This is a genomic window from Luteimonas sp. 22616, from assembly GCF_052044325.1.
Taxonomy (GTDB): Bacteria; Pseudomonadota; Gammaproteobacteria; order Xanthomonadales; family Xanthomonadaceae; genus Luteimonas.
The window spans coordinates 1,309,147-1,335,984 of sequence record NZ_JBQEMW010000001.1; the positions used below are offsets into that span (position 1 = coordinate 1,309,147).

The window sequence follows — 26,838 nt, forward strand, 5'->3', positions numbered from 1 at the left end:
TTCCATTGCCGAAGGTCAAAAGCTCGCGGCTTCCGCCGCTCCTACAAGAGCCATGCGCTTCGGCCGGGACCTGAATCAGCCGAACGGATCCGGATGCCCGGCGAACAGCCGCTTCGACGCCTTGCGCTCGGCGCGTTCGATCTCGGCCACGAAGGCCTCGGCATCGCCGAGCTCCTCGAACGCCGCCACGCCACGCTCCAGGAATCCCTGCAGCTCGCTCAGCCCGGCAAGCTTCGCCGGCCCGCGCGAGAACGCCAGCAGCGCAGCGACGCCAGGCAGCTTCAGCGCACGGCCGAAGCCACCGCCGACGCGGCGGATCAGGTCGATCTGGTGCGCGCGCAGCCGAGGCAGACCGACCTCGCGATAGGCCTGCGCATATAGCGCTTCGTCGAGTTTCTTCCTCCGCGGCGCCAGCGCCTGCAGCGCCTGCGCCATCCGCAGGTCCAGCGCTTGGGTCAGCGCGCCGAGTTCGATCGCATCGGCCACCGTGCCCAGCAGTTTCTCCGGCAACAGCCGCTGCATCATCGGCAGCACGCGCGCGATGTCGGCGTCGCGGCGGGTGAAATCGCGGTCGCCGTAGACATCGTCGAGGAAGAACTCCGCCGCCGGCTTGCGGCTGGGGTCGGCGAGGAAGTGCGCAAAGCTCCGGCGCAGGCGCGCGGCCTGCCAGCGGCGCAGTTCCGGCAGCCAGCGCAGGCCGTTGCGCGGCTCGCGCGCGGGATCGTGCAGGGCCTGGTGGCTGGCGAGCCGGCGCTCGAGCCGGCTGGAGATGGACGGGCGTGGCATGCGCGCATATTCGCAGGCCGCGGGTGAAGAGCACCACCCGGCCCCGCGGCATCGATCGGCTACACTCCGGCCGACCTTTCGATCGGCGCCTGCATGCTCTCCCTACACCCGGCCCGGCAACGCGGCAAACCTTCCACCCGCACTCCGGCCCGGATCGGCCTGGCCATCGCCGGCGGCGGCCCGATCGGCGGCATGTACGAACTCGGCGCCCTACGCGCACTCGACGAGGCCCTCGACGGGCTCGACCTCACCGACCTCGACAGCTACGTCGGCGTCAGCAGCGGCGCCTTCCTCGCCGCCGGGCTGGCCAACCGCATGTCGACGGCCGACATGTGCCGCATCTTCATCACCGGCGACAGCGACGACGCCCGCTTCCGCCCCGACACGTTCCTGCGCCCGGCCCTGCTCGAATACCTGCAGCGCGCCGCCAGCCTGCCTCGGCTCACGCTCGACTGGTGGCGCAGCGTGCTGCTCGACCCGCGCGACGTGCCCTGGTCGGACCTGCTCAACCGCTTCGGCGGCCTGGTGCCCACCGGCCTGTTCGACAACACCGAGGTCGAACGCTTCCTGCGCGACATCTTCACCCGCCGCGGCCGCAGCAACGACTTCCGCGAACTCGATGCGCGGCTGTTCGTGGTCGCGGTCGAACTCGACAGCGGCGAGCCGGTGCTGTTCGGCAGCGACGGCTGGAACGACGTGCCGATCTCGCGCGCGGTGCAGGCCAGCGCCGCGCTTCCGGGGCTCTACCCGCCGGTCGAGGTCCGCGGCCGCCACCTGGTCGACGGCGCCCTGCGCCGCACGATGCACGCCTCGGTGCTGCTCGAACGCGACATCGACCTGCTGATCGGCATCAACCCGCTGGTGCCGTTCAACGCCGGTCTCGGCGACGCCCGCGGCGGCGTGCCGGTCGACGACGACAACGAAGGCCAGCGACTGGTCCACGGCGGCCTGCCCGCGGTGCTGTCGCAGACCTTCCGCACCCTGCTGCAGTCGCGCATGCACGTCGGCCTGGCTCGCTACGCGCAGCAGTATCCCGACATCGACCAGATGGTGTTCGAACCCAACGCCCACGACGGCGAGCTGTTCCACACCAACGCCTTCAGCTTTGCCGCGCGCCGCCGCGTCTGCCAGCTGGCGTGGCGCAACACCATCGACGACCTGCGCCGCCGCGCCGACGACCTGCGCCCGGTGCTCGCCGCCAACGGCATCCGCCTGCGCGACGAAATGCTGGACGACGACGACCGCACCCTACTCGACGGCCTCGCCCCGCCACCGCCGCCGAGCACGGAGACGACCGCCAGGCTGCGCCGCGCGCTCGATGCGACCGAGCGCGTCATCGCCCGCCGCAAGGCCGCTCGGACGAACGCCCGCAGCCGCTGAACCCGTGCCGCGTCTCGTGTGAATGCTCTAGACAATGGGGCGATGCTGCCCTGCAATCACACGTCCCGCCCGGAGGGCACATGGCCAAGTTCAAGAAAGCCGCAAAGAAGAAGACCGCCGCTTCCCCCTCCAGCGCCGACATGCAGGCGCAGGCCGAGAAGCTGTCGAAGACGCTGAGCGAATCCGCGCAGCAGATCTGGCTCGCCGGCGTCGGTGCGTTCGGTCGCGCTCAGGCCGAGGGCACCAAGCTGTTCGAGGGCCTGGTCAAGGAAGGCCTGAACCTGGAACAGACCGCGCGCAAGTTCGCCGGCGCCCGCACCCATGTCGTGCGTGACGTGGTCGAGAACCGCGTCGACCAGGCCCGCGAACGCGCCACCGACACTTGGGACCGCCTCGAGAAGGTGTTCGAGGATCGCGTCCAGCGCGCCCTGACCAAGCTCGGCGTGCCCGGCCGCGACGACCTCACCGACCTGAGCAAGCGCGTCGAGACGCTGACCGCCGAACTGCGTCGCCAGGGTGGCGCACCGGCCCGCAAGGTGCCGGCCCGCAAGGCACCCGCGAGCAAGAAGACCGCCAAGGCCGCGCCTGCGAAGAAGGCCACGAAGAAAGCCGCTGGCCCGCGCACAACCCCACGCAAGAAGGCCGCCCGCAAGGCCTGATGCTCCTCTGCCGTCGTGGCGCGCCCCCGCACCGCGACGGGCACCTTCTGGCCCGCCAACCCACGCAACGACCGTATGCTCCCCTCCCCTTACGGTTCCGGGTTGGCGGGCTTTTTCATGCCCTGCCGGAACGATTCCTGAATCACGGGGCACGCAGTCCGGACACGCAGCGACTATCCTTTCGTCCCCGCAAACGGACGAAACACCGTGATCGAAAGTGTCCACTGGGTCATCGCCCTCGCTGTCACGGTGCTGATCGGCACCGCCGGCACCCTGTACTTCCGCCTGGTGGTCATGCGTCGCGACGAGACCGCGGCTGGCCTGTCCGCGCTGGCGGCGATGTCCTGGCGCGAATTCATCCACCTGGTGCTCGACGCGCTCAGCCAGCGCGGCTATGCGCGCGTGTTCAACCGCGAGGCGCCGTCCGGTGACAACGACTACACGCTCGAACGCGACGGCAAGCACTTCCTGCTGTCGTGCAAGCACGGCGGCGCCTTCGTCCTGGACGGCACGCAAGTGGCGGAGCTTGCCAACGAGATCCGCCTGGCCAGTGCCGCCGGCGGCATCCTTGCCACCCAGGGCAGCATCGGCCCCGGGACACGCCCCGCAGCGACCATGCAGCGCATCGAACTGCTCGACGGCCCTGCCCTGTGGCCCGAACTGCGCGACCTGATGGAACCCGAGCAGCGCGCGGCAATCCTCGCCGGTGCCGAGCGCAAGGCGCGCCAGCGCACGGTGCTGTCATGGCTGCTGGCGCTGGTCGCGGGCGTCGCGCTGTTCCTGCTGCTGCCCGCGCCGACACCCAAGGCTGCACCCGGGCCGGCTGTTCCCCACGCTGCGGCGACAGCAGCAGAAGCGGCCGCCAAGGCAGCGGCCGCGCCGATTGCCGCCCCTGCCCCCGACGACACCGCAGCACTCGAAAAGCAACGCCAGGACGTCGCCGATGCGGTCTCGGCCCTGCCCATGGTCGATCGCGCGATGTGGTCCACGCAGTCCACGCTGCAGGTCTTCCTGCTCGAGACGCAGGCCGACGCATACCCGCACATCTGCCCGCTGCTGCTGCGCTACGACGCCCTCGCGCCCTCGCGGGTGCAACTCACTCCACCGCCCGGCAGCGACGCACGGACGCGGTTCCGGCAGTGCAGGAGTTATTGAGAGGGCCAAGCCCTTCAGCCGCGAGCTTTGCTCTGACCCCTCCCCCTGCGAAGGCAGGGGGAGGCTGGGAGGGGGTGCCCACGGATCCAGGGTGCCGCCCAAAGGCACCCCTCCCCAGCCCTCCCCTGCAGTCGCAGGGGAGGGAGCAAAGCTCGCGACTGAAGCCGCTCTGCAGGAGCCTGCTTCGCGGCGGCCCTGCCCTTACCAATGCACCCCGCGCATCAGCGAGGCGAACGCGATCTGCTCGCCACTCGGCTCGGTCTCGCCCTTGAGCGCCTTCTTGTCGCCCTTGGCGGCGGCAGAGTCCGGGAACAGTTCGAACGCAGTGTTCATCACCACTTCGTAAGCCTTCGGCGCCACCGCGTTGATCAGCGCGGCGAAGATGCCCAGGCGGGTGGCGATGCGGCTGGGGCGCTCGATGATCGCCTTCACCAACAGGTCCGCGGCCTCTTCCGGGGTCAGCGTCGGCACGCTGTCGTACATCTTGGTCGGCGCGATCATCGGCGTCTTCACCAGCGGCATGTTGATGGTGGTGAAGCTGATGCCCTTGCCCGACAGCTCGCCCTGCGCGCAGCGGCTGAATGCGTCCAGCGCCGCCTTCGACGCCACGTACGCGGAGAACCGCGGCGAGTTGGCCAGCACGCCGATCGAACTGATGTTGATGATGTGGCCCTTGCGGCGATGGGTCATCGTCGGCATGAAGCCCATGATCAGGCGGATGCTGCCGAAGTAGTTCAGCTGCATCGTGCGCTCGAAGTCGTGGAAGCGGTCGTAGCTGGCCTCGATCGAACGCCGGATCGAGCGCCCGGCGTTGTTGATCAGCACGTCGACGTGGCCATGCTCCTTGATCACGGTCGCCACCAGCCGGTCGCAGTCGGCCATGTCGGCGAGGTCCGCGGTGTAGGCGAAGACCTTGCCGCCGGCGGCCTTCATCTCGTCGCGGGCCTTGAACAGTTCTTCCTTGCCACGCGCCACGATCACCGTGATCGCACCCGCCTCGGCCACGCGCTGCGCGGTCGACAGGCCGATGCCGGACGAACCGCCGGTGATGACGACCACCTTGTTGCGCACCTTGCCCTTGAGCGTGCGATCGATGAACAGGTCCGGGTCGAGGTGGCGTTCCCAGTAGTCCCACAGCCGCCAGGCATAGCTCTCCAGGCGCGGCACGGCGATGCCGCTGCCCTTGAGCGCGCGCTCGGTCTCGCGGCTGTCGAAGCGCGTGGGATAGGTGATGAACTTGAGCACGCTTTTCGGGATCTGGAAGTCGCGCAGCAGCATGCCGATGAAACGCCGCACCGGCGGCAGGTTGCCGACCGCGCCGCGGATGCTCGGCGGCACGAAGGCGAACATGCGCGCGTCCAGGCGCATCGTCATCTCCGGCGCGTGGCCGGCTCGGCAGAACGTGTTGAGCACCTCGCCCACGCGCAGCGGTTCGGGATCGGTGAGGTGGAAGGTGTGGCCATCGAGCTTGGGCTTGTGCGCGATGTGGTCCATCGCGTCGGCGACGAAATCCACCGGCACCAGGTTGATCCGCCCGCCCTCGATGCCCAGCGTCGGCATCCACGGCGGCAACATCTCGCGCAGCTTCTTGATCAGGGTGAAGAAGTAGTAGGGGCCATCGATCTTGTCCATCTCGCCGGTCTGCGAATGGCCTACCACCATGCCGGGGCGGTAGATGCGCCACTTGATGCGCTTCTCCTCGCGCACCAGCGCCTCGGAATCATGCTTGGTGCGCAGGTAGGGATCGTCCAGGCCCTCGGCTTCGTCGAACATGTCCTCGCGGAAGATGCCCGGGTACAGCCCGGCCACGGCGATCGAACTGGCGTGGTGGAAGCGCCCGGCCTCGATCGCGGCCGCCAGGTCCAATGCGTTCTGCGTGCCCTCGACATTGGCCACCCGTTGCGCCTCGGCGCCGGCATCGAGGTCGTAGATCGCCGCCAGGTGGAAGAAGTGCTTCACCTTGCCCTTCAACGCCCGCACCTGTGCCGCGCTGAGCCCGCACCTGGCGGCGGCCATGTCGCCGTGCAGCACGGTGATGCGCTTCAGGTCCCAGCCCATCTTCTTCGCGATCGCGTCGAACTTCTTCTGCGAATCCTTGCGCACCAGTACATGGATCGTGCCCTTGCGCTTGAGCAGGTTGGCGACCAGGAAGCGTCCGATGAACCCGGTGGCGCCGGTGACGAAGTAGCTCATGTCCTTGCCCTCGTTGAAATCGCGCCGCGCGATCGCGGCTCCGGCAGCTAACTTGCCAGAGCGGCGCCGCGCCGACAATTCCCGGTGGCAGAAACCGCCCCGCTCTTGCACAAGCGCTGCCGGTTGACCCCTCCCGCCCCCGCGTGCTGTCATGCGGCCTCCCACGGAGGGCCACCATGTCCGATCTGAAAACCCGCTTCGAACAGGCAAAGCAGGACGTCCAGGCACTGTCCGAGCGCCCCGACAACGACACCCTGCTGCGTCTCTACGCGCTGTACAAGCAAGGTTCGGAAGGCGACGTCAGCGGCGCCAAGCCCGGATTTTTCGACTTCGTCGCCACCGCCAAGTACGAAGCCTGGGCCAAGCTCAAGGGCACCGCCCAGGACGACGCCAGGCAGAAGTACGTCGACCTGGTGAAGAAGCTCGGCAGTTGAACCCCTCGCCCTGCCCTGAAGCCGTCCCCTTCAAGGGGATGGTTTGGATGGGGATGGGTTTCGTGCGGGTAGCGACTGAGACCAACCCCATCCCGGCCTTCCCCTTGAAGGGGAAGGAGACAAGCAGGGCCATCCCCTTGAAGGGAACAAGCAGGCCTTACTCGTGAAGGGAAAAGAAACAGGCAGGCCCTTCCCTTGAAGGGGAAGGAGAAGACCAAGATGGCTCCCCGGCAAACACGCCAGCGCATCCTCGACTGCTCGCTTGCGATGTTCAACACGCAGGGCGAGCCCAACGTCACCACCAACCACATCGCCGACGAGCTGGAAATCAGCCCCGGCAACCTGTACTACCACTTCCGCAACAAGGACGACATCATCGAGCAGCTGTTCGCGCGCTTCGATGCGCGGATGGATGATGCGCTGGCCGCGCCGGACGGCAGGCTGCCCGGCCTGGAGGACATCTGGCTGCAGCTGCACCTGGTGTTCGAGTGCATCTGGGATTACCGCTTCCTGTATCGCGACCTGGTCGAGATCCTCAGCCGCAACCGCCGCCTGCGCGTGCGCTTCGCGCGGATCCTCCGGCGCGCCGACGACAGCGCCCACCAGGTGATGCGCGGCCTGTCGCGGGCCGGCGTGATGCGCGCCTCGGCCGCCGAACTCGACGCCGCGGCCACCAACATCCTGGTGCTGGCCACCTTCTGGCTCAACTACGCCGCCGTGCGCGGCGACAAGGACGAAAACGCCGCGATCCGCGACGGCATCGTCCAGGTGATGATGCTGCTGGCGCCCTTCCTGCGCGATGCCGAGCGCGTGCACCTGAATCAGTTGACGCAGGCATATATCGACTGAGGAAGCGCAAGGTGCGGATCGCGTCGCCCAGAACGCAGCCTCGCTCTTGTAGGAGCGGCTTCAGCCGCGAGCTCTTCTGCGTCGCGCCCAGACGCACTCCTGCGCGATGCCGAGCGAGCCGTCAGGGGTGCAGCCCCAACCTACGGAACCAGGCAAACCATCGAGGCCTAGCCCCGACCTAAAGGATCTCGAGCCCCTCTCCCGCGTGCGGGAGAGGGGTTGGGATGAGGGCGCTCTTCGCGCATCGCGATCGGCGACACGCGCACCCACCCGCAATCAGCGCCCCTTGCTGGCGACGCGCCGCTCGGCCTGCTTGCGCGCCGACATCGGCCGCGGCGTGGCCTTCTTCTTCGCGGCGGGCTTGCGGGCCGCACGGCGCGCCTGCGGCTTGCGCGCCGCCGGCTTCTTCGGTGCGCGTCCAACGCGTTCGAGCACCGGCGCTAGCCCCTGCCCTACGCGCGTCGCCACCCGTTCGATCACCGGCTCGACCTGCCCGCGCACGGTGGCCATGCCACCACGGGCGATCGCGGCCGCGTCGCCGACGATGCCGATCGCGCGCCCGCGCAGCCGGAGGACCTCATCGACGGCGCCGGCAACGGTGTCGCGCGCCTCGCGACGGGCCACGACCACCGCGCCCAACGACGCGAGCCACAGGTGACGCAGACTGGTCTGCTTGCCCTTGGGGGAAGATTTGCGGACTGCCATTTCATGACTCCTGCGAGCGGCCCCACGGCCGCGTTCCGGTGATCAGCCTGCGGCGTCGCTGTCGAGCAAACACACTATCTGGCCAGCCCGTGCAAGGACGCGGTCGCCGCCTGCCCACGCGCCGGCCAACCTCAGGAAACCATGCCGGCACGGCCGCGCGCATCACGGCGACGGCGCCATCCCGGCGCAACGCTTGCCAGCCGGCCCGCGGCGGGCAATGCTCGACGCACCGATCAGACAGGATGCGATCATGGCTTCGAAAACCTCCTGGGCCGCCTTTCCGCAAGACGCCAAGGCCTACACGTACGCAGGCGATGCACTGAAGAAGGCCTGGCCGAAACTGCACGCCGGCGACTGCGAGCCCTTCCCCGACGACAAGCGCGCCGCCGCGCTGCTCAAGGCCGCCGGCAAGGCAGCGCCGAAACTCGACGCCGCCGCCCTCGCCAACGCGCTGCAGGACGCCTGGCGCGACTTCCACCGCGGCGACTTCGAGGCCGCATTCGACGCCGGCAGCGCGCTGGGTGTGGTCGGCGCCTCGGTGGCGGCCAAGGCCCTCGGCATCCACGCCACCTACCTGGTCGATGCCGATGCCGAACAACTCAAACGCTATGAGCAGGCTGCCAGGCTCGCCGAAGCCGCGATCAAGTCGCTGCCGGGCGAAGCCAACAGCCACTACCGCCACGCCTTCGCGCTGGGGCGCTACAGCCAGGGTCTGTCGATCGCCAAGGCGCTCAAGCAGGGCATCGCCGGCAAGGTGCGCGAGTCGCTGGACCAGGCGCTGGCACTGGAGCCGAAGCACGCCGAAGCCCACACTGCGCTGGCGCTGTACCACGCCGAGATCATCGGCAAGATCGGCGCGATGATCGGCAGCCTCACCTACGGCGCCAAGGCGGCCGAGGCCGAGTCGCACATCAAGACCGCGCTCAAGCTCACTCCCGACTCGCCCATCGCCCACATCGAGCACGGCAACGTGCTGATGCTGCTGCACGGCGACAAGCAGGAAGACGCCGCGGCCGCTGCTTATGAGAAGGCGGCGAAGCTCAAGCCGCGCGACGCGATGGAAGCGCTGGACGCGGCTTATGCGAAGTCGCAGCTGGAGTAAGGCAGCGGCGCCACATGCGGTGCTCCGAAGATCTCGTTCGTCGCTGTGCGGGTGCGGCTCGTGCATCCTCCCTGCAGCACCCATGGTTTTCGGCTTCCAGAAGTCCCGCCACCCAGCCAGTGCCGGCAGACCCGGAGGGCGGTGAGATCTTCAGAAACTGGATGCTTCCCCTGCCTTCGCGGGGGATGAATTGCAGCGGAGATACGCCACTTCACGCCCGCCCGATCAAGCCCCGCTTCATGGCCAGCAGCCGCAGCTCATGATCGGAGCTGAGCCTGAGCTTGGTGTTGATGTTGGTGCGGTGCGCATACGCGGTCTTGGCGTTGATGCCGATGGTGGCCGCCACCCGTGCGACGGAGTGGCCGCGCGCCAGCAGCAGGAATACCTGGGCCTCGCGCGAGGTCAGCTCCGGCAACGCACCCTGGCTGTCTTCCGACACCGTGCCGTCGTAGTCGCGCACGTCGGTGCCCAGGTAGGTCTCGCCGCGGCCGACGGCGCGGATCGCGTCGACCAGTTCGTCCGGCGCCGAACTCTTGGTGACATAGCCGCGCGCACCGGCGGCGATCGCGTCTTGCACGTACAGCGCACCGTCGTGCATCGTCAGCACCACGATCGCCAGGTCGGGCCGCTGGGCCAGCAGGTGCCGTAGCATGACGAGCCCGTCGCCATCGGGCAGGGAAAGATCGAGCACCAGCACGTCGCAGGTGGATTGCAGCATCCAGGCCGCCAGCTCCTGCGCGCTGCCGACCTCGGCGATCACCGTCCAGCCGGGCTCGAGCTCGAGCAGCTGGCGGAAGCCGGACCGCACGATCGGATGGTCATCGACCAGGACAATACGCAGTGTCGACATCGAATTTGCCCCGGGACGGGTCTGGAAACCCGGCCATTGAAGCGCAATCGCCGAGGTGGCGTCGACCCGCGGTGATCTGGCTGGCGCTCTATCCGTTCGCATGGCTCGGGCTGTTCGGCATCGCCGGGATCTTCTGGTTCCTGCCCGCCGGGCTGCGCCTGGGCACGCTGTGGCTGCTGCCGCGACGGCTGTGGCCCGCGATGGCGATGATCGAAATCATCACCCTGCTGGCGATGGGCATCGCCCTGGACCTCTACACCTCGACCCTCGCCCTGCTCGCCGGTGCGATTCTGCCGTGGTGCATCTATGCCACGGTGCTGCGCGGCATCGGCCGCCACGGCCGCGGCACGGTGGCTCGCAGGGCGCTGCCGCGGCTGCTGGCGGTGGGATTCGTCGCCGCCGTGTTCAACAGCATCCTGCTCACCGGGATCGACCTCAACGACGACGGCAGCCTGGCCACCGGGTTGCCATCGATGCTGGTGTCGTACGCACTCGGGGATTTCGCGGGCGTGGTGCTGATGGTGCCGATCATGCTGGTGCTGGCCGACCAGTCCGGGCCCGAACGCCGCCCCTGGCCCGAGCTGCTGGCCTATGGCGTCGCGGTGGCGCCATCGGCGGCGGTGCTGGGGCTGTCCCTGCTGCCTGTGATCGAGGCGCCGGTATATCCGCTGGCGATGGCGCTGCTGCCGCTGTTCCTGATCGCGCACCGCTACGGCTGGCGGCCGGCGTCGATCGCGTACGGGCTGCTGTGCGTCGCACTGGTCGCGGCAACGCTGCCGCATGTAGACTCGCTGGCCCCCGGCCAGCTCCCGATGCTGATGGCCATGGTCGGCTGCGCGGTGCTGCTGCTGGGCGTCGCCACCGAGGCCCTGCGGGCCAAGCGCATCGAGATGGACGAAATCGTGCGCATGCTGCGCGGGCGCAGCGCGGAACTCTCCCGCGCCGCCAATCGCATGGCCGCGCTGCAGGAACAGGAACGGCGCCGGATCGGCGTCGAACTGCACGACCAGATCGGCCAGGACATGACCGCGATCGCCACCCGCCTGCGGATCGTCGAGCTCACCGCCAGCAACCCCGCGGTGCTCGAAGGCCTAGCGTCGATCAGCAGCCTGGTGACCAGCGCCCACGGCCACCTGCGCGAGGTGATCAACGAGCTGCACCCTGCGGTGCTCGACCGCTTCGGCCTCGCCCGCGCCATCGCCGAAGGCCCGTTCGCCGAACTGCTGCGCGATCGCGGCGTGCTCTACACCAGCCGCGTCCAGGGGCGGGTCGACCAATTGCCCGACAACATCGCCTCGGCGCTGTACCGCATCTGTCAGGAGGCCGCGACCAACGGCGCGCGCCACGGCTGCGGCGGGCGCATGCACATTCGCCTGACACTGATGCCCTCCGCGGTCGCCGCCGAGCTGACGCTGGAAATCGAGGACCAATTCGGCCCCATCGACATCGACCCCGACCGCCCCGGCCGCGGCCTGCTCAACATCCGCGACCGCGCCGACGCCATCGGTGCCGACTACCGCTTCAACCCCGCCAGCGGCACCCCGCGGCACCGGGTGCAGATGTGGACACCGCTGCCCGACGACGAAGCCGCGCCACTGCGCTAGGCGCAAATCGGACGAGGCGCGTTGTTGCACCAAACGGAATCGGTGGGAGCAGCCATGGCCGCGATGCCGTTTGCGGAGGCTTCCCGGAAGAGTCTCGCGGCTGAAGCCGCTCCCACAAAGGCGCCAAGTGCCGCTCCTCTCCCTGAATGCGGAGGGCGCCAAGCCCTGGACGCGGGCGATCACTTACCGGCCGGCCAACCGCCCGGGTTGGCAATACCACTCCCGTCCAAGTAAACTTCGCGCCCCGATCGGGGCGGTTAGCTCAGCGGTAGAGCATTGCCTTCACACGGCAAGGGTCACAAGTTCGAACCTTGTACCGCCCACCAAATCAGCCCATGGAATTGAATGGGTTACAAACGAAAAAGGCCACCCGCAGGGGTGGTCTTTTTTGTTGTACGAGCGCCCGTGCGGAAATGGGAATCCCTGTCCGGGGTTCGCGTCTCCACGGGACTTCCCGTCATTTGCTTTCAGGCCAGCCGCCTCCCCGACCCGACAGGACGATCCGCGACCCTTCCCGGCACCTGCGTGCCGCTGATTGTCATGGACACGCGCCATCCTGCCCGCGGGCAGGCGCTCCGCGCGCGGCACGGGACTTGCGTGCCTGTCCATCCGCAACAGGCATTCCGAGGGGGTACTCATGGAACGCGAACTGTTTTCGATCGAGCAATCGGCCCGCGGCTGGGTGGTGTACACGGCCAATGGCGGCAACGAGCCGCCGGACCCGACCCCGCTGGTGGCGCTTGAACACGCCGAGCAGCTGGCCTGCGCCCGGCATCGCAGCACGGGCCGTCCAACCGGGGTCAAGATGAAACTGCGCTGCGGCGACACGGTGCTGGTCGCCTGCCACGGGTGAGGCAACACCGGATGCGCGCCCCGGGGGTCGCATCGCATTGGCGGGCGGCGGGGCGTCGTAGCCCGACCTGCGGATACGCGGGATGCAGACGCCTCGCAATCCGCATCCGCTATCGCGCCTTCGCCTCGCGCATCGCCAGCACGCGATCGGGTGCGACGAAGGAATCACTGCGCGCGGCCGACCAGAAACTCCGGAACACCGCGTGCTCGGGCATCCGTTCCAGCAGTTCTCCCGGATCGAGGAAGCGGTAGAGCGCCGCCAGCGAGCGCACCTCGGTCTGCGAGACCCGGCGCAGGATGTGCTCCGGCCCGAGCTGGCGCGGATGCTCCAGCCCCGCCGCGCACAGCAGGTCGCGCAGCGCCTTGATGGTGTTCTCGTGGAACTGGAACACGCGCGTCGACTTGTCCGCGGTGTCGAGCCTGTGCCAGCGCTTCGGGTCCTGGGTGGCGATGCCGGTCGGGCAGCGGTCGGTGTGGCAGCTCAGCGACTGGATGCAGCCCAGCGAGAACATGAAACCGCGCGCGGCGTTGCACCAGTCCGCGCCCATCGCCATGGTGCGGGCGATGTCGAAGGCGCTGGTGATCTTGCCCGCCGCGCCGACCCGGATCCGGTCGCGCAGGCCGATGCCCACCAGGGTGTTGTGCACCAGCATCAGCGCCTCGTGCATCGGCACGCCGACGTGGTCGATGAACTCCGCCGGCGCCGCGCCGGTGCCGCCCTCGGCGCCGTCGACGACGATGAAGTCCGGCAGGATCCCGGTTTCCTGCATCGCCTTGGCCACCGCGAACCACTCCCACGGGTGGCCGATCGCCAGCTTGAAACCAGTTGGCTTGCCGCCCGACAGCTCGCGCAGGCGGGCGACGAACTCCAGCAGCCCCACCGGCGTGGAGAACGCCGAATGCCGCGACGGCGAGACGCAGTCCATGCCCTCCGGCACGCCGCGGGTGGCGGCGATCTCGGCGCTGACCTTGGGCCCGGGCAGCACGCCGCCGTGGCCGGGCTTGGCGCCCTGCGAGAGCTTGACCTCGATCATCTTCACCTGCGGGTCGCGCGCGTTGGCGGCGAAGCGTTCCTCGCTGAAGCGTCCGTCCTGCTCGCGGCAACCGAAGTAGCCCGAGCCGATTTCCCAGACCAGGTCGCCCCCGTTCTCGCGGTGGTACGGCGAGATCGAGCCTTCTCCGGTGTCGTGGTAGAAGTTGCCGCGCTTCGCCCCGGCATTGAGCGCGCGGATCGCATTCGCCGACAACGAGCCGAAGCTCATCGCCGAGATGTTGAAGACGCTGGCATCGTAAGGCTGCGCGGCGTCGGCGCCGATGCGCACGCGGAAGTCGTGCGAGGGGATGGACGTCGGCAGCAGCGAATGGTTGATCCATTCGTACTGCGGGCCGTAGACATCGCGCTCGGTGCCGAACGGCACCACGTCGACCACGTTCTTCGCGCGCTGGTACACCAGTGCGCGCTGCTGGCGCGAGAACGGCACTTCCTGGGTATCGCCCTGGATGAAGTACTGGCGGATCTCCGGGCCGATCGATTCAAGGAAATAACGGAAGTGCGCGAGGATCGGATAGTTGCGGCGCAGCGTGGTGCGCCGTTGCAGCAGGTCCCAGGTGCCCAGCAGCGCGAGCGCACCGAAGATGCCCAGCGGCCAGCGCCACTGCGGATGCCGCAGCGACATCCAGGCCGAGAACAGCGTCAGTGCGACGCTGGCGACATAAGGCAGGTAACGCGACATCCGGCGGGCCCCTTGGCTTGCGGTCGCGGGCATTGTTGCAGACCGCCACCGCCGGAGGCGAAGCCGGCATGCCCTGCTCTCGTGGGAGCCAAGTGCGGAAGCGTGGTGCCCGGAGTCGGGATCGAACCGACATGACCTTGCGGCCGAGGGATTTTAAGTCCCTTGCGTCTACCAGTTTCGCCACCCGGGCGGCGTCGCGACGAGGCGCCTTGGGGCACCTTGATGATCGCAATTCGTAGCAACGAGGAAATCCGCCGGGTCCGGCCGTCCACATGCCATCCGGCTGCGGTCGCGCACGGGAGGCCTGCTTTTCGGCCATGCGGTCCGCGAACGGATCCGCACGATGGATGGAGGCCTGGGTCGGAATTGAACCGGCGTACGCGGCTTTGCAGGCCGCTGCATAACCACTCTGCCACCAGGCCGGTGACTCGTTGTCCGGGATGACGATACCCGGATCAGGGACGGATTGCGTTGCCGCAACCTCCGTCCGGAAAAAAACGAAACCCCGGCAGTGCCGGGGTTCCGCTGGATCTGGAGCGGGAAACGAGACTCGAACTCGCGACCTCAACCTTGGCAAGGTTGCGCTCTACCAACTGAGCTATTCCCGCGGAGGAGCCGGAATTTTACCGTCACGCCCGGAACTGTCAACTGGAATTCCTTCTCCCGCACGCAAAACCGGCCAGGCCGCGCGCAAATAGGCCAGACCTGACCACAGCGTGAGCAGCGCGGCGACCGCCAGCAACCAGTCGCCGACGTGGAAAACCAGGTCGCGCATGAACAGGTCGTAGCGCTGCACCCGGTCCGGCGAGACCGAGTACAGCAGGCACAGCAATGCCAGCATCTGCGCCACGGTCTTGATCTTGCCGATCGCCGCGACCTTGACCCGCGCGCGCTGGCCCAGTTCGGCCATCCATTCGCGCAGTGCCGACACCGCGATCTCGCGGCCCACGATCACAGCCGCCCACAGCGCCATCCACGCCGTGGGGTGGCCCTGCACGATCAGGAACAGCGCCACGGCGACCATGAGCTTGTCCGCGACCGGGTCGAGGAAGGCGCCGAATGCCGAGTACTGGTGGTAGCGGCGGGCGATCCAGCCGTCGAGCCAGTCGGTGATCGCGGCCAGCGCGAACACCGCCGTGGCGGCGAAATTGGTCCACTTGTAGGGCAGGTAGAACACCAGCACCAGCACCGGGATCATCAGGATCCGCAGCAGGGTCAGCCATGTCGGGATGGTCAGCTTCATTCCTCGCCTTCAGTCCGGCTGGCGCTCGGCGCCCGGCCCTTGCAACCCGTGCAGTGTGGCGTAAATCCGCTCGGCAAGCGCGGAACTGATGCCCTCCACGTGCGCGATCTCGTCCGCACTTGCGTTCTTCAGCCCGCCCAGTCCGCCGAAATGCTTGAGCAGGCTTGCCCGCCGGCGCGGCCCGATGCCGGCGATGTCCTCGAGCCGGCTGCTGTTGCGCGCCTTCTGCCGGCGGCCGCGATGGCCGGTGATGGCGAAGCGGTGCGCCTCGTCGCGGACCTGTTGCACCAGTTGCAGCCCCGGCGATGCGCCGCCCGGATGCAGTTCGCGGTCCGGCCGGCCATCGACACCCGGCAGCAGCAGGGTTTCGTCGCCGGGCCGGCGCGCCTCGCCCTTGGCCACGCCCACCAGCACCGGGCCGTCGATGCCCAGGTCGGCCAGCACGGCCCTGGCCTGCGCCACCTGCCCTGCCCCGCCGTCGATCAGCAGCACGTCGGGCAGCACGCCGTCTTCCTCGACGGCGCGACGAAAGCGGCGCTCGAGCGCCTGGTGCATGGCCGCGTAATCGTCGCCCGGCTCGATCCCGGCGATGTTGTAGCGCCGGTACTGGCTGCGCACCGGGCCTTCGGCATCGAACACCACGCACGAAGCCACCGTCGCCTCGCCCATGGTGTGGCTGATGTCGAAGCATTCGATCCGCTGCGGCAGGTCGGCCAGTCCGAGCATCTCGCGCAGCGATTCCACGCGCGCGCGCTGCGCGGCCTGGCTGCCTAGTTCGGTGACCAGGGTCATCTGCGCGTTGCGCCGCGCCAAGTCGAGGTAACCGGCACGGTCGCCGCGCACGCTGGTCTTGACCTGCACGCGGCGGCCGGCAGCGGTGCTGAAGGCCTCCTGCAGCAGTTCGACGTCATCGATCTCGCGGTCGAGGACGATTTCGCGCGGCGGTGGCTGCTCGGCGTAGTACTGCGAGACGAACGCCGCGAGCACTTCGGCCGGGTTGTCGCTGCCGTTGGTCTTCGGGAAGAAGCTGCGGGTGCCGAGGTTGCGACCGTCGCGGAAGGCCAGCAGCAGCACGCAGGCGTGGCTGCCCTGCATCGCGCAGGCCAGGACGTCGAGGTCGGCAACCGTGCCGTCGACGTACTGCCGCGCCTGCAGCTTGCGGATCATCGAGATCTGGTCGCGCAGGCGCGCGGCCTCCTCGAAATCCAGGCGTTCGCTGGCGGCTTCCATCGCCTTGTTCAACTCGTCGCTGAGCTCGTCGCTGCGGCCGTCGAGGAACAGCGTCGCCCGGCGCACGTCCTGCGCATAGTCGCGCGCCTGCACAAGGCCCACGCATGGCGCCGTGCAGCGACCGATCTGGTACTGCAGGCACGGCCGCGAGCGGTTGCGGAATACGCTGTCCTCGCAGCTGCGCAGCTTGAACAGCTTGTGCATGAGGTTGAGCGTCTCGCGCACCGCCACCACGCTCGGGTACGGGCCGAAGTAGCGGCCCGGCACGTTGCGGGGCCCGCGGTGCAGGCTGATGCGCGGCCAGGGCTCCTGGGTCAGCAGCACGTAGGGGTAGCTCTTGTCGTCGCGCAGCAGCACGTTGTAGCGCGGCTTGAGCGACTTGATCAGCTGGTTTTCCAGCAGCAGCGCCTCGGCCTCGCTGCGGGTGACGGTGACGTCCATCCGCGCGACCTGCGCCAGCATGGCCATCGTCCGCGGCGGCTTGGGCGTATTGCTGAAGTAGCTGGCCACGCGCTTCTTCAGCGCACCGGCCTTGCCCACGTACAGCACGCTGTCGTCGGTGGCGAACATGCGGTACACGCCGGGCGCGGTGCTCAGGCCGCGCACGAAGGCCTTGCCGTCGAATGGGGGAAGCGGGTCGGTCATGAAGGACAGAAGCTGAGGGCTATCGCGTGCATGTGCAAGGCCCGCGGCAGCGGCCACGAGATGCCGACGCAGGGGCCCGCCTGCCCGATGTCGTCCTTCGTCACGCCAAGGCCTTCGTCACACCACGGGGCTTGTCATCCCAAGCGGATTGCTTGTCATCCCGAGCGCAGCGAGGGATCTGCTTCCTGCTCCCGTGCCGTGAATGGATGACAGATCCCTCGCTACGCTCGGGACGACAGGAGAGACCCCGGTCATTCGCCGATGGGAACGTGGCGCAGGGCCCCGGTCTGGATATCCAGGCGCAGCACCGCGTGGGCATCGGTGTCGGCGATCCAGACCACGCGGTCGGCGATCGCCAGGCCCGACGGCGCGTGCAGCCGCTGCGGCAGCTGGAACGTGGCCAGTTCGCCGCCGCCCAGGCGCAGCATGCGCAGCGCGTCGTTGCCGCTGTCGGCGATCCACAGCACCGGCGCGTCCGGGTCCAGCGCGATCGCCTGCGGCTGCTGCAGGCGCGCTTCCACGCGTGCGCCGTCGGCCTCGCCGAAGTTCCAGGCGTCCTCGCCGAGCAGCGTGGTGACCTGGCCGCTGCGCGCATTGACGCTGCGGATCGCCGAACCCGCGGCATCGCAGACGTACAGCATCTGCTGCACCGTCGCCAGCCCGACCGGTTCGGCGAAGTTGGCGCGCTTGCCGTTGCCGTCGGCGACGCCCAGTGCGCCGGAACCGGCCAGCAGGCGCAGCTCCCGCTTGCCCAGGTCGTAGGTCCAGACCCGGTTGTCGCCGGCGGTGGCGATGTGCATCGCCTCGGCGCTGAGCGCCAGCGCGCGCGGCTGATCCAGCGCGACGGCGCGCGGGTCGGTGACCACCCCTTCGACCGGTTCGCCGGGGCGGCCGGCGCCGCAGATCGTGTCGATGTCGCCGGTGCGCAGCTGAATCCGCCGCACGGCGTGGTTGCCGCTGTCAGCGACATACAGCATGTCACGCTGCAGGCAGATGCCCTGCGGGCGGTTGAATGCCGAGAGTTCCATCGGCCCGTCGATGAAGCCCGGGCCACCGCTGCCGAACTGGCGCAGCACGCGGCCGCCGTGGTCGCATTCGAGCACCCGGTGGTGGCCGCTGTCGGCCAGGTACAGGTAGTTGGCATTGACCGCGATGCCGACCGGGAACCGCAGCGGCAGCATCGGCTCGCGCAGCGCGCGCAGTTCGATCGGCGCGTCGTTGCGCGAACGCGGCACGATCGCGTCGTTGAGCGAGGTGACCGCCGAGTCGAGCTCGCGTACCTGGCCGTCGCCGACCCAGCGCTCGCGGATCCGTCCCTCGCCATCGAGCAGCACCACCGTCGGCCAGGCTTCGATGCCGTACTGCTGCCACAGCGTCCAGTCGGGATCGTGCGCGATCGGGAAGTCGAGCTTCTGCCGCGACAGCCGCTTGGCCACGCGCCGCGCGTCACGCTCGTGTTCGAAGCGCGGCACGTGCACCGCCACCACGTTCAGCCGCCCGCCGTGGCGGGCACGCAGGTGGGCCAGGTCGTTGAGGCGCTGCTGCGACCATGCCGAGCCGGCATTGATGAACGCCACCGCGCAGACCTTGCCGCGCAGCTGCGCCATGCGCAGCGGCTCGGACAGGTTCAGCCATTCCAGGGTTTGCGGAAATTCGGGAGCGATGCTGACGTCCATGGGCAAATCACGGGTCCCCTGTTGCCGGACCCGGATTATGCGTCAATCGGCTCGCAGTCGCGCCACCACCGCCCGCGCCGCCTCGTCCACCTGCGTCCAGACCTGTTCGAAGTGTGATTCGTCGCCGGTATAGGGGTCGGGAATCGGCCCCGCCAGCCCCGCCCATTCCATGAACAACACGCTGCGCCCGCGGCCGGTGCCCGGCGCCAGCGCCTGCACGTCGCGCAGGTTGGCGTGGTCGGCGCACAGCAGCCAGTCGAAGTCGTCGAAGTCGCGCGCCGAGAGCTGGCGCGCACGCAGTCCGCCAATGTCGACGCCGTGGCGGCGCGCAGTGGCGATCGCGCGGCTGTCCGGCGGCAGGCCGACGTGCCAATCGCCGGTGCCGGCCGAATCGACCTCCACCTGCTGCAGCCCGGCCTCCTGCAGGCGCGCGCGCAGCGCGCCCTCGGCCATCGGCGAGCGGCAGATGTTGCCGAGGCATACCACCAGCAATCGCTGCGGCTCGATCACGGTGACGTCTCCTTGAAGTGGCGCTCCGCACGCGCCAGGTCATCCGGGGTGTCGACGCCGGGCGGGAACGGCTCCGGCGTCAGCGCCACCGCGATGCGATGGCCAGCCTCGAGTGCGCGCAGCTGTTCCAGCGATTCCACCTGTTCCAGCCGGCCGGGCGGCATCGCGGCGAAACGGCGCAGGAAACCGGCGCGGTAGCCGTAGATGCCGATGTGGCGCAGCCATTGCCTGCTATCCGGCATGCGGCTGCGATCGTGCGAGAACGCATCGCGCGGCCACGGGATCGGCGCACGCGAGAAGTACAGCGCGCAACCGTCGTCGCCGCGCACCAGTTTCACGACGTTGGGGTCCAGCAGTTCGTCGACATCGGTGACAACCGCGGCCAGCGTGCTCATCGGTGCGTCCGACTCCGCCAGCGTCGCCGCAACCGCGTCGATGCCCGCAGCCGGCGCGAACGGCTCGTCGCCCTGCAGGTTGACCACGATCTGGTCGTCGTCCCAGCCTGCGATGTCGGCGCATTCGGCGAGGCGGTCTGTGCCGGACGCGTGGCGCTTGGCCGTCAATGCCACCCGCACGCCGCTGCCGGCCAGCGCCTGCACGATGCGTTCGTCGTCGGCCGCGACCCACACCTCGCGCGCGCCCGCGGCCAGCGCACGCCGCGCGACGTGCAGCACCAGCGGTTCACCGGCCAGCAGGCGCAGCGGCTTGCCCGGCAAACGCGAGGCGTCGAAGCGGGCGGGAATGGCAACAACGAAGTCAGCGGGAGCGGTCATGCCCCGATTCTAGCCGCCGGTACCCTCCGAAGAGCGACCGGCGCTTGTAGGAGCGGCGGAAGCCGCGAGCTTCTTCCTGCGGAACCTCGCGGCTCGAAAGGCTCGCGGCTTCCGCCGCTCCTACGGGCCCCCTGTATCCGTAAAAGGCAGGTCAGGACTTCTGCCTGAGAGCCGCAAGCCGATCCAGCAGCGCCACCCAGAACGCCTCCGGCAACTCCGCGCGCACCGGGACGCTGAAATGGCGGCCGGTCGCGAACGGCTGGCACTTCACCGCGTCCTTCTCGGTCATCAGCACCGGCAGGTCGCTGCCGAAACTCAGGTCTTCGGCGACATAGCGGTGATGATCGGCGAAGGCGTGCGGCACCACGGCGATGTCGTGGCTGCGCAGGGTGTCGAAGAACCGCTCCGGGTTGCCGATGCCGGCGACCGCGTGCACGCGCTTGCCGGCGAACGCCGACAGCGGCATCGGGCGGACGCCCACCAACGGCTGCGCGTGGTCGGCAACCAGCCGCATCGGCCATTCTCCGAAGCCGGCCTCGATCGCGTCGCCGCCGACGTTGAGCACGCGGAAGTCGCAGGAATCGCCGCGTTCGGCCGGCTCGCGCAAGGGGCCGGCGGGCAGCAGCTGGCCGTTGCCGTAGCGCCGGTGGCCGTCGATCACTTCGATCTCGATGTCGCGCCGCAGCCGGTAGTGCTGCAGGCCGTCGTCGCAGACGACGATGTCGCAGCCTGCTTCGACCAGCGCGCGCGCGGCGGCGGCGCGGTCGGCATCGGCGCGCACGCGCACGCCGGTGCGACGCGCGATCAGTACCGGCTCGTCGCCGCCGAGCACCGGGTCGGTCTCTTCGTCGACCCAGCGCGGCGTCCCGGCGTCGTCGCGGCCATAGCCGCGCGTGGCCACGCCGGGATTCCAGCCGGCGGCGCGCAGGCGCTCGACCAGCACGATCGCCAGCGGCGTCTTGCCGCTGCCGCCGGCAATCAGGTTTCCGACCACGACGACCGGCCGGGCGATGCGGACCCGCCGCAGCAGGTGCAGTCGGAACAGCCGCATCCGCAGCGCGATCGCGCCGCCGTAGATCTTCGACAGCAGCCGCGCATGCCAGGGCACCGGGCCCTCGAACCAGTACCGCGGGGTCTTGGCGCGCGCACTCATCGGCGTGCACTCATTGGCATGTCATGCGCTCGCCGGCTCGCGGAACTGCATCTGGTGCAGGTGCGCGTACAGCCCGCCGCGCGCGAGCAGTTCCGTATGGGTGCCCTGCTCCACCAGCCGGCCGTGGTCGAGGACCAGCACCTGGTCCGCGTGCTCGATGGTCGACAGCCGGTGGGCGATGACCAGCGTGGTGCGGTCGGGCATGAGTTTCTCGAGCGCGTCCTGCACCAGGCGCTCGGACTCGGTATCGAGCGCGGCGGTGGCCTCGTCGAGGATCAGGATCGGCGCGTCCTTGAGCATCGCCCGCGCGATCGCGACGCGCTGGCGCTGGCCACCGGACAGCCGGCCGCCGTTGGTGCCGATCCCGCTGTGCAGCCCTTCGGGCAGGCGCTCGACGAACTCCATCGCGTTGGCGCCGCGCACCGCCCGCTCCAGCGATGCCGGGTCGGCGTCGGCCATCTCGCCATAGGCGACGTTGTCCGCGACGCTGCCATCGAACAGCATCACCTGCTGCCCGACCAGCGCGATCTGGCGGCGCAGGTCGGCCAGCCGGTATTCCTCGAGCGGGTGCCCGTCGAGCAGGATCTGTCCCGATTCGATGTCATAGAAGCGCGGGATCAGCTTCACCAGCGTCGATTTGCCGCTGCCGGAGCGGCCGACGATGGCGGTGACCGTGCCCGGGCGCGCATCGAAGCTGATGCCCTGCAACGCCGGCTCCGCCTGCCCGACATAGCGGGCGCCGACGTCGCGGAACTCGATCAATCCCTTCGCGCGCTGCAGCGGCAAGGTGCCGGTATCGACCTCGTCCGGCGCATCGAGCACGCCGAACAGGCGCTCGGCCGACGCCACGCCCCGCTGCAGCATGTTCTGCACGTTGGTCAGCTGCTTGAGCGAGGGGATGATCGCCATCATCGCCAGCATCAGCGCGACGAAGCCACCGGCGCTCAGGCGCCCGGCCATCGCCTCGCGGCCGGCCACGAACAACAGCAGCGCCAGCCCCACCGAGCCCATCAGCTGCACCATCGCCGAGGAGATGCTGCGCGTGGCCTCGACCTTCAGCGACAGTTTCATGTGCTTGTCGGCGAGCGCCGAATAGCGGTCGAACTCGGCCTGCCGCGCGCCGTAGATCTTCACTTCCTGGTGGTTGCTCAGCGACTGGTCGGCCGACTGCATCAGGTGCGCGGAACTCTCCTGGATGCGGTGACTGACCCGGCGGTAGCGCTTGCCGACCTTGTCCATCACCCAGGCCAGCGGTGGCGCCAGCACCAGCACCGCCAGCGTCACCTGCCAGCTGGTCCAGAACATCACCACCAGCGCGGCGATGATCTGGAACGACTGCTGCAGCATCACCTTGGCCGCGTCGATGGTGGCCTGCGCGACCTGGTCGCTGTCCGAGCCCAGCCGTACCAGCATCGACGGCACCGGTTCGGTGTCGAAGCGCAGCCCGGGCAGGCGCAGGTACTTGCCCAGCACCTGCACCCGCATGTCGCGGGCGATGCCCCGGCCCGAACGCGCCATGTTGTAGTCGGTGAGGTAGCCGGCGATGCCGCGCAGCACGAACAGGCCGACGATCGCCAGCGGCAACCACGCGCTGTTCTTCGCGTCCTTGACCACGAACGTCTCGTTGACGATCGGCTCCATCAGCTTGGTGAACGCGCCGCCCGCCGCGGCCTCGATCACCATGCCCACCAGCGCCAGCAACAGCAGTCCGCGGTACTTCCTCGCGAATGCGGTCAGCCGGCGGTAGATCGGCCACGCCGCGGCGGGCTTGGGCCGGTTCACCTGGCCGGCTCCGCGGCGGCGGGCCGCTGTTCGGGCGCGGTGGCGTTGGCGATGCGGCGGAAGCCCAGCTGGCCCAGCGCGTCGTAGGCGGTGATCACCGCCTGCCACGGCGTGCGCGCGTCGGCGCGGATCAATACGGTGCGTTCGCGGTCGTCGCCGGCCACTTCCACGATCGTGCGCTTGAGCGATTCGACGTCGGTGCGCAGTGCCTCGCGGTCATCGACAAAGTAGCGGCCCTCGGCATTGATCAGCAGGCTCAGCTGCCTGGTCTTGGCCTCGCTGCGCTCGCCGTCGGCGCGCGGCAGTTCGAGCTTGAGCACCGAGCGCGCGTCGAACGTGGTGGTGATCACGAAGAAGATGATCAGGCACAGGATCACGTCGATCATCGGCACGAGGTTGATGTCCGGGTTGTCCTCGGCGCGGCGGTCGCGGATGCGCATGGAAGGTCAGCCCTGCGGCGCCGTGGCAGCCACGCGCTTCGCACGGGGATCGATGGCGTCCATCAGCTGGATCGCCTCGTGCTCCATGTCGACCAGGTAGCTGTCGACCCGGGCGCGGAAATAACGGTGGAACATCAGCGCCGGCACCGCGACGATCATGCCCGCGGCGGTGCACACCAGCGCCTTGCCGATGCCGCCGGCGAGCTGGTTCACGTCGCCCACGCCGTAATCCATGATCCCGAGGAACATCTGGATCATGCCGACCACGGTGCCGAACAGGCCCAGCAGCGGGCCGGCCGCGGCGATCGTGCCCAGCGCGTTGAGGTAGCGCTCCATGCGGTGCGCGAGGTGGCGGCCGACGTCTTCCACGCGCTCGCGGATCTCCTCGCGCGGGCGGCTGCGCACGTCCAGCGCCGCGGCCAGCAGCGCGCCCAGCGGCGAATTGCCGCGCAGCGAGTCGATGTGCGTCGGGTCGAGGCTGCCGCGCGCGGCCCAGGCGCGGACTTCGCCGCCCAGGCCCGGCGGCAGCACGGTCTTGCGCCGCAGCGCCCAGAATCGCTCGACGATGATCGCCAGCGCGATCGCCGACAACAACAGCAATGGCAGCATCGGCCAGCCACCCGCCTTCACCAGTTCCAGCACGCGCAGTCCCCCGGCCAACGGCCGTTTCAATCCGGCCGATAGGATACAAGGGCCGCCTGCCCCGTGCCTTCGCCCGCCAGCCGGCGCTGCCGCCGCACCGCATCCCACGGACGCGGATGCGACTGCCGTCGCGGTTCGACCGTGACTCCGCCGGCCTGCAGGCGCACGCGCAGCGCGCCGCCTTCCTGGGTGTCCTGGACCTGCGCGCCGGCCTGCTGCCAGCGTTCCACCACTTCCGGCCGCGGATGGTGGAACCGGTTGCCGTAGCCGGCCGAGATCAACGCATGGCGAGCTCCGGTGGCGGCGACGAAGCCCGGGTCGGAAGACTCGCCGCTGCCGTGGTGCGCCACCAGCACGACCTCGGCGCGCAGCGCGGCCGCGTCGCGGCGCAGCAGGTCGCGTTCGACCACTTCACCGATGTCGCCGGTCAGCAGCGCCGCGCCATGCGCGGTCTCGATCCGCAGCACGCAGCTCGATTCGTTGGCCAGGTAGGGGAAATACTCGGGCGGATGCAGGAAGCGGAAGCGCACGCCGTCCCACTGCCACTGCGTGCCGGCACGGCAGGCGCGCGTGTGTTCAACGCCGGAACCCTCCGACGACCACGCCACCGGCATCGGGTAGGCGCGTCGCACCGCGGCAAACCCGCCGGCGTGGTCGTTGTCGCCGTGGCTGACGACGGCCGCATCCAGCCGCCGCACGCCCAGCGCGCGCAGCGACGGCACGCCGATGCGTTCACCGGCATCGAAACCTTCCGGCTGCGCGGGGCCCATGTCATACAGCAGGCTGTGTCGCGCCGTGCGCACCAGCACCGACAGGCCCTGGCCGACGTCCAGCACCACCAGTTCCGCCTCACCGGGCGGCGGCAGCCCGCGCGACGGCCACAGCAGCGGCAGCCACAGCACCAGCGCCAGCACCCTGCCCGGCACGCCGCGCGGCAGCAGGCACCAGAATGCGCCGAGCAGGGCCAGCGGCAGCGCGAACCAGCGCGCCTCCGGCAGCCACCACAGCGCGAAACGGCTGCCGGCCAGCCACTGCATCAATGGCCAGGCCACGTCGAAGCACCGCGCCGCCGCGCGCCATGCCCAGTGGCCGGCACCCGAGTGCAGGGCCTCCAGCGCGGTGCCGAGCAGCGACAGCGGCACCACCACCAGGCTCCACCACGGAATGGCGATCAGGTTGGCCAGCGGCCCGGCCAGTGACGCCTGCCCGAACAGCACCGCCGTCAGCGGCAGCAGGCCGAGTGTGGCCACGCCCTGCGCGGACAGGAAGTCGCCGACGATGCGATGCCCCGCTTCGGGCAGGCACCACGCCAGCCACGCGACGCCGGCGAAGCTGAGCCAGAAACCGGCCGTCAGGGCCGCCAGTGGGTCGAACAGCAGCATCGCCAGCGCCGCCATCGCCAGCGCATCACCAACCCGCACCGGCCGGCGCAGCGCCCGCGCCGCGACCACCATCGCGATCATCAGCACCGTGCGCACCGTGGGCAGCGCGAAGCCCGCGACGGCCGCGTAACCCGCGGCCCCGGCCAGGGCCGCGAGCGCCGCCGCCTGCGGGCGCGGCAGCCGTCGGGCCAATGCCGGGAACATGCGCCACAGCCACGAGGCCAGCAGCGCGAACAGCGCCGCGACCATGCCGACGTGGAACCCGGAGATCGCGATCAGATGGGTCAGCCCGGTGGCGCGCAGGGTTTCCCAGTCGATGTCATCCAGCCCGCGGGTGTCGCCCAGGGCCAGCGCCTGGACGTAGCGGGACGAGGATGACGGCACCGCCGCCGCGATGCGCGCGGACATCGTCCCGCGCCAGGCGTCGATGCCGGCCGCGTGGGCGAGCTGCCGCGCGGTGTCCGGATGGCGCACATAGCCGGTCGCCGCGATGCGTCTGGCCAGCGCGGACTTCTCGCTGTCGAACACGCCGGGATTGCGCAAGCCGCGCGGCGCACGCAGGCGCAACTCGAATGCCCAGCGGCTGCCGGGCCGGAGTTCGAAGCGTCGCGACGGCGCGGTGTCCCTGTAACCGTCGTACCACGACAGCTGCAGCAGTTGGCCGCGCAACGGCGCGGGCACCGTGGCGTCGTCGTCCACCCGCAGCTTGAACCGCGTGCGCCTTGCTTCGTCGGCCGGCAGGTCCACCACGCGCCCGCTGACCACGACATCCTGCCGCTCCAGCGACAACGGCAGCTGCTGCGACAGCGCGTGGACGACATGCAGCCCGCACAGCGCGAAACCGAACAGGCAGGCACCAGCGACGCGTTTCCATCCCCGGCGCCACCACAGCCACGCCCCCGCGGCCAGCGGCATCGCGAACGCAGGCCAGGGCGGCAGCGCCGGCAGGCACAGGCAGGCAGTGATTCCGAGCAGCAGCGCCACCGCGGTGGCGATTCCGAATGGCGGCGTCCTTGCCGTCGTGTCCATGGTGTCTCCTTACACCTCGTGGGCTTGCACC

Annotated in this window: 22 protein-coding genes, 4 tRNA genes and 1 pseudogene; 9 read left to right on the top strand and 18 right to left on the bottom strand. The window is 69.4% G+C overall.

The features are described from left to right. Positions 1 to 75 precede the first annotated feature (75 nt). The gene (locus ACTJIL_RS06030; RefSeq protein ID WP_440754650.1) at positions 76 to 786 is read right to left on the bottom strand and encodes an FFLEELY motif protein; all 711 of its coding nucleotides are present in this window, start codon (positions 784 to 786) and stop codon (positions 76 to 78) included. Positions 787 to 879: 93 nt separating this feature from the next. Here ACTJIL_RS06030 and ACTJIL_RS06035 point away from each other — a divergent pair, with 93 nt between their 5' ends. The 3 genes from ACTJIL_RS06035 (at position 880) to ACTJIL_RS06045 (ending at position 3,980) form a co-directional block, all read left to right on the top strand. Continuing rightward, positions 880 to 2,166: a patatin-like phospholipase family protein gene (locus tag ACTJIL_RS06035; RefSeq protein WP_440754651.1), complete on the top strand. Its 1,287-nt coding sequence runs from the start codon at positions 880 to 882 to the stop codon at positions 2,164 to 2,166. 80 nt (positions 2,167 to 2,246) lie between these two features. Beyond that, positions 2,247 to 2,825, top strand: a complete 579-nt coding sequence (locus ACTJIL_RS06040; RefSeq protein WP_440754652.1) for a phasin family protein — start codon at positions 2,247 to 2,249, stop codon at positions 2,823 to 2,825. 207 nt (positions 2,826 to 3,032) lie between these two features. Further along, on the top strand, positions 3,033 to 3,980 hold the full coding sequence (locus tag ACTJIL_RS06045; protein WP_440754653.1) for a restriction endonuclease: 948 nt from the start codon (positions 3,033 to 3,035) through the stop codon (positions 3,978 to 3,980). 201 nt (positions 3,981 to 4,181) lie between these two features. On the opposite strand, the gene ACTJIL_RS06050 is transcribed toward ACTJIL_RS06045, so the two are convergent. Continuing rightward, positions 4,182 to 6,173 (bottom strand): SDR family oxidoreductase, encoded by a 1,992-nt coding sequence (locus tag ACTJIL_RS06050; protein ID WP_440754654.1) that lies wholly within the window; start codon positions 6,171 to 6,173, stop codon positions 4,182 to 4,184. A gap of 176 nt (positions 6,174 to 6,349) precedes the next feature. Between ACTJIL_RS06050 and ACTJIL_RS06055 the strand changes: the two genes are divergently transcribed. Both ACTJIL_RS06055 and ACTJIL_RS06060 read left to right on the top strand, forming a co-directional pair. After that, a complete protein-coding gene (locus ACTJIL_RS06055) occupies positions 6,350 to 6,607 on the top strand; it encodes an acyl-CoA-binding protein (protein ID WP_440754655.1) in 258 nt (85 codons plus the stop codon). A gap of 219 nt (positions 6,608 to 6,826) precedes the next feature. Beyond that, positions 6,827 to 7,456 (top strand): TetR/AcrR family transcriptional regulator, encoded by a 630-nt coding sequence (locus ACTJIL_RS06060; RefSeq protein WP_440754656.1) that lies wholly within the window; start codon positions 6,827 to 6,829, stop codon positions 7,454 to 7,456. Positions 7,457 to 7,732: 276 nt separating this feature from the next. Here the strand turns inward: ACTJIL_RS06060 and ACTJIL_RS06065 are convergent, their stop codons facing one another. After that, on the bottom strand, positions 7,733 to 8,161 hold the full coding sequence (locus ACTJIL_RS06065) for a hypothetical protein (protein WP_440754657.1): 429 nt from the start codon (positions 8,159 to 8,161) through the stop codon (positions 7,733 to 7,735). A gap of 250 nt (positions 8,162 to 8,411) precedes the next feature. Here ACTJIL_RS06065 and ACTJIL_RS06070 point away from each other — a divergent pair, with 250 nt between their 5' ends. Next, a complete protein-coding gene (locus ACTJIL_RS06070) occupies positions 8,412 to 9,263 on the top strand; it encodes a hypothetical protein (RefSeq protein WP_440754658.1) in 852 nt (283 codons plus the stop codon). A 211-nt stretch (positions 9,264 to 9,474) separates the two neighbouring features. On the opposite strand, the gene ACTJIL_RS06075 is transcribed toward ACTJIL_RS06070, so the two are convergent. After that, positions 9,475 to 10,113 (bottom strand): response regulator, encoded by a 639-nt coding sequence (locus ACTJIL_RS06075; RefSeq protein WP_440754659.1) that lies wholly within the window; start codon positions 10,111 to 10,113, stop codon positions 9,475 to 9,477. A gap of 71 nt (positions 10,114 to 10,184) precedes the next feature. Here ACTJIL_RS06075 and ACTJIL_RS06080 point away from each other — a divergent pair, with 71 nt between their 5' ends. The 3 genes from ACTJIL_RS06080 (at position 10,185) to ACTJIL_RS06090 (ending at position 12,570) form a co-directional block, all read left to right on the top strand. Further along, a complete protein-coding gene (locus ACTJIL_RS06080; RefSeq protein ID WP_440754660.1) occupies positions 10,185 to 11,717 on the top strand; it encodes a histidine kinase in 1,533 nt (510 codons plus the stop codon). A gap of 251 nt (positions 11,718 to 11,968) precedes the next feature. Beyond that, a tRNA-Val gene (locus ACTJIL_RS06085) sits at positions 11,969 to 12,043 on the top strand. A gap of 311 nt (positions 12,044 to 12,354) precedes the next feature. Then, entirely contained in the window at positions 12,355 to 12,570 is a 216-nt protein-coding gene (locus tag ACTJIL_RS06090) for a hypothetical protein (RefSeq protein WP_440754661.1), read from the top strand. 109 nt (positions 12,571 to 12,679) lie between these two features. Here ACTJIL_RS06090 and ACTJIL_RS06095 read toward each other — a convergent pair whose 3' ends face one another. The 14 genes and pseudogenes from ACTJIL_RS06095 to ACTJIL_RS06160 all read right to left on the bottom strand — a co-directional run. Next, on the bottom strand, positions 12,680 to 14,302 hold the full coding sequence (locus tag ACTJIL_RS06095) for an FMN-binding glutamate synthase family protein (protein ID WP_440754662.1): 1,623 nt from the start codon (positions 14,300 to 14,302) through the stop codon (positions 12,680 to 12,682). Positions 14,303 to 14,405: 103 nt separating this feature from the next. Further along, a tRNA-Leu gene (locus ACTJIL_RS06100) sits at positions 14,406 to 14,492 on the bottom strand. A gap of 158 nt (positions 14,493 to 14,650) precedes the next feature. Further along, positions 14,651 to 14,724 (bottom strand) — tRNA-Cys (locus ACTJIL_RS06105). Positions 14,725 to 14,834: 110 nt separating this feature from the next. Beyond that, positions 14,835 to 14,910 (bottom strand) — tRNA-Gly (locus tag ACTJIL_RS06110). Then, complete coding sequence (pgsA, locus tag ACTJIL_RS06115; RefSeq protein WP_440754663.1) at positions 14,901 to 15,545, bottom strand: CDP-diacylglycerol--glycerol-3-phosphate 3-phosphatidyltransferase; 645 nt, start codon at positions 15,543 to 15,545, stop codon at positions 14,901 to 14,903. Before pgsA ends, ACTJIL_RS06110 begins: the two co-directional genes overlap by 10 nt. Before the next feature lie 9 nt (positions 15,546 to 15,554). Next, positions 15,555 to 17,420, bottom strand: a complete 1,866-nt coding sequence (uvrC, locus tag ACTJIL_RS06120) for an excinuclease ABC subunit UvrC (RefSeq protein ID WP_440754664.1) — start codon at positions 17,418 to 17,420, stop codon at positions 15,555 to 15,557. Between the two features lie 251 nt (positions 17,421 to 17,671). Then, complete coding sequence (locus ACTJIL_RS06125) at positions 17,672 to 19,096, bottom strand: thioredoxin-like domain-containing protein (RefSeq protein WP_440754665.1); 1,425 nt, start codon at positions 19,094 to 19,096, stop codon at positions 17,672 to 17,674. 42 nt (positions 19,097 to 19,138) lie between these two features. After that, positions 19,139 to 19,603 (bottom strand): low molecular weight protein-tyrosine-phosphatase, encoded by a 465-nt coding sequence (locus ACTJIL_RS06130; RefSeq protein ID WP_440755860.1) that lies wholly within the window; start codon positions 19,601 to 19,603, stop codon positions 19,139 to 19,141. Further along, positions 19,603 to 20,379, bottom strand: coding sequence for a 3-deoxy-manno-octulosonate cytidylyltransferase (gene kdsB / locus ACTJIL_RS06135; RefSeq protein ID WP_440754666.1), 777 nt, complete (start codon positions 20,377 to 20,379; stop codon positions 19,603 to 19,605). Before kdsB ends, ACTJIL_RS06130 begins: the two co-directional genes overlap by 1 nt. Before the next feature lie 151 nt (positions 20,380 to 20,530). Beyond that, positions 20,531 to 21,532, bottom strand: a complete 1,002-nt coding sequence (gene lpxK, locus ACTJIL_RS06140; protein WP_440754667.1) for a tetraacyldisaccharide 4'-kinase — start codon at positions 21,530 to 21,532, stop codon at positions 20,531 to 20,533. 21 nt (positions 21,533 to 21,553) lie between these two features. After that, on the bottom strand, positions 21,554 to 23,314 hold the full coding sequence (msbA, locus tag ACTJIL_RS06145) for a lipid A export permease/ATP-binding protein MsbA (protein ID WP_440754668.1): 1,761 nt from the start codon (positions 23,312 to 23,314) through the stop codon (positions 21,554 to 21,556). Beyond that, positions 23,311 to 23,754: an ExbD/TolR family protein gene (locus tag ACTJIL_RS06150; RefSeq protein ID WP_440754669.1), complete on the bottom strand. Its 444-nt coding sequence runs from the start codon at positions 23,752 to 23,754 to the stop codon at positions 23,311 to 23,313. The genes msbA and ACTJIL_RS06150 overlap by 4 nt, the downstream gene beginning before the upstream one ends. Positions 23,755 to 23,760: 6 nt before the next feature. Then, positions 23,761 to 24,396, bottom strand: coding sequence for a MotA/TolQ/ExbB proton channel family protein (locus ACTJIL_RS06155; RefSeq protein ID WP_440754670.1), 636 nt, complete (start codon positions 24,394 to 24,396; stop codon positions 23,761 to 23,763). Continuing rightward, positions 24,290 to 26,807, bottom strand: a pseudogene (locus ACTJIL_RS06160) (DNA internalization-related competence protein ComEC/Rec2); the annotation flags it as partial. The pseudogene ACTJIL_RS06160 and the gene ACTJIL_RS06155, both read right to left, overlap by 107 nt. Positions 26,808 to 26,838 lie beyond the last annotated feature (31 nt).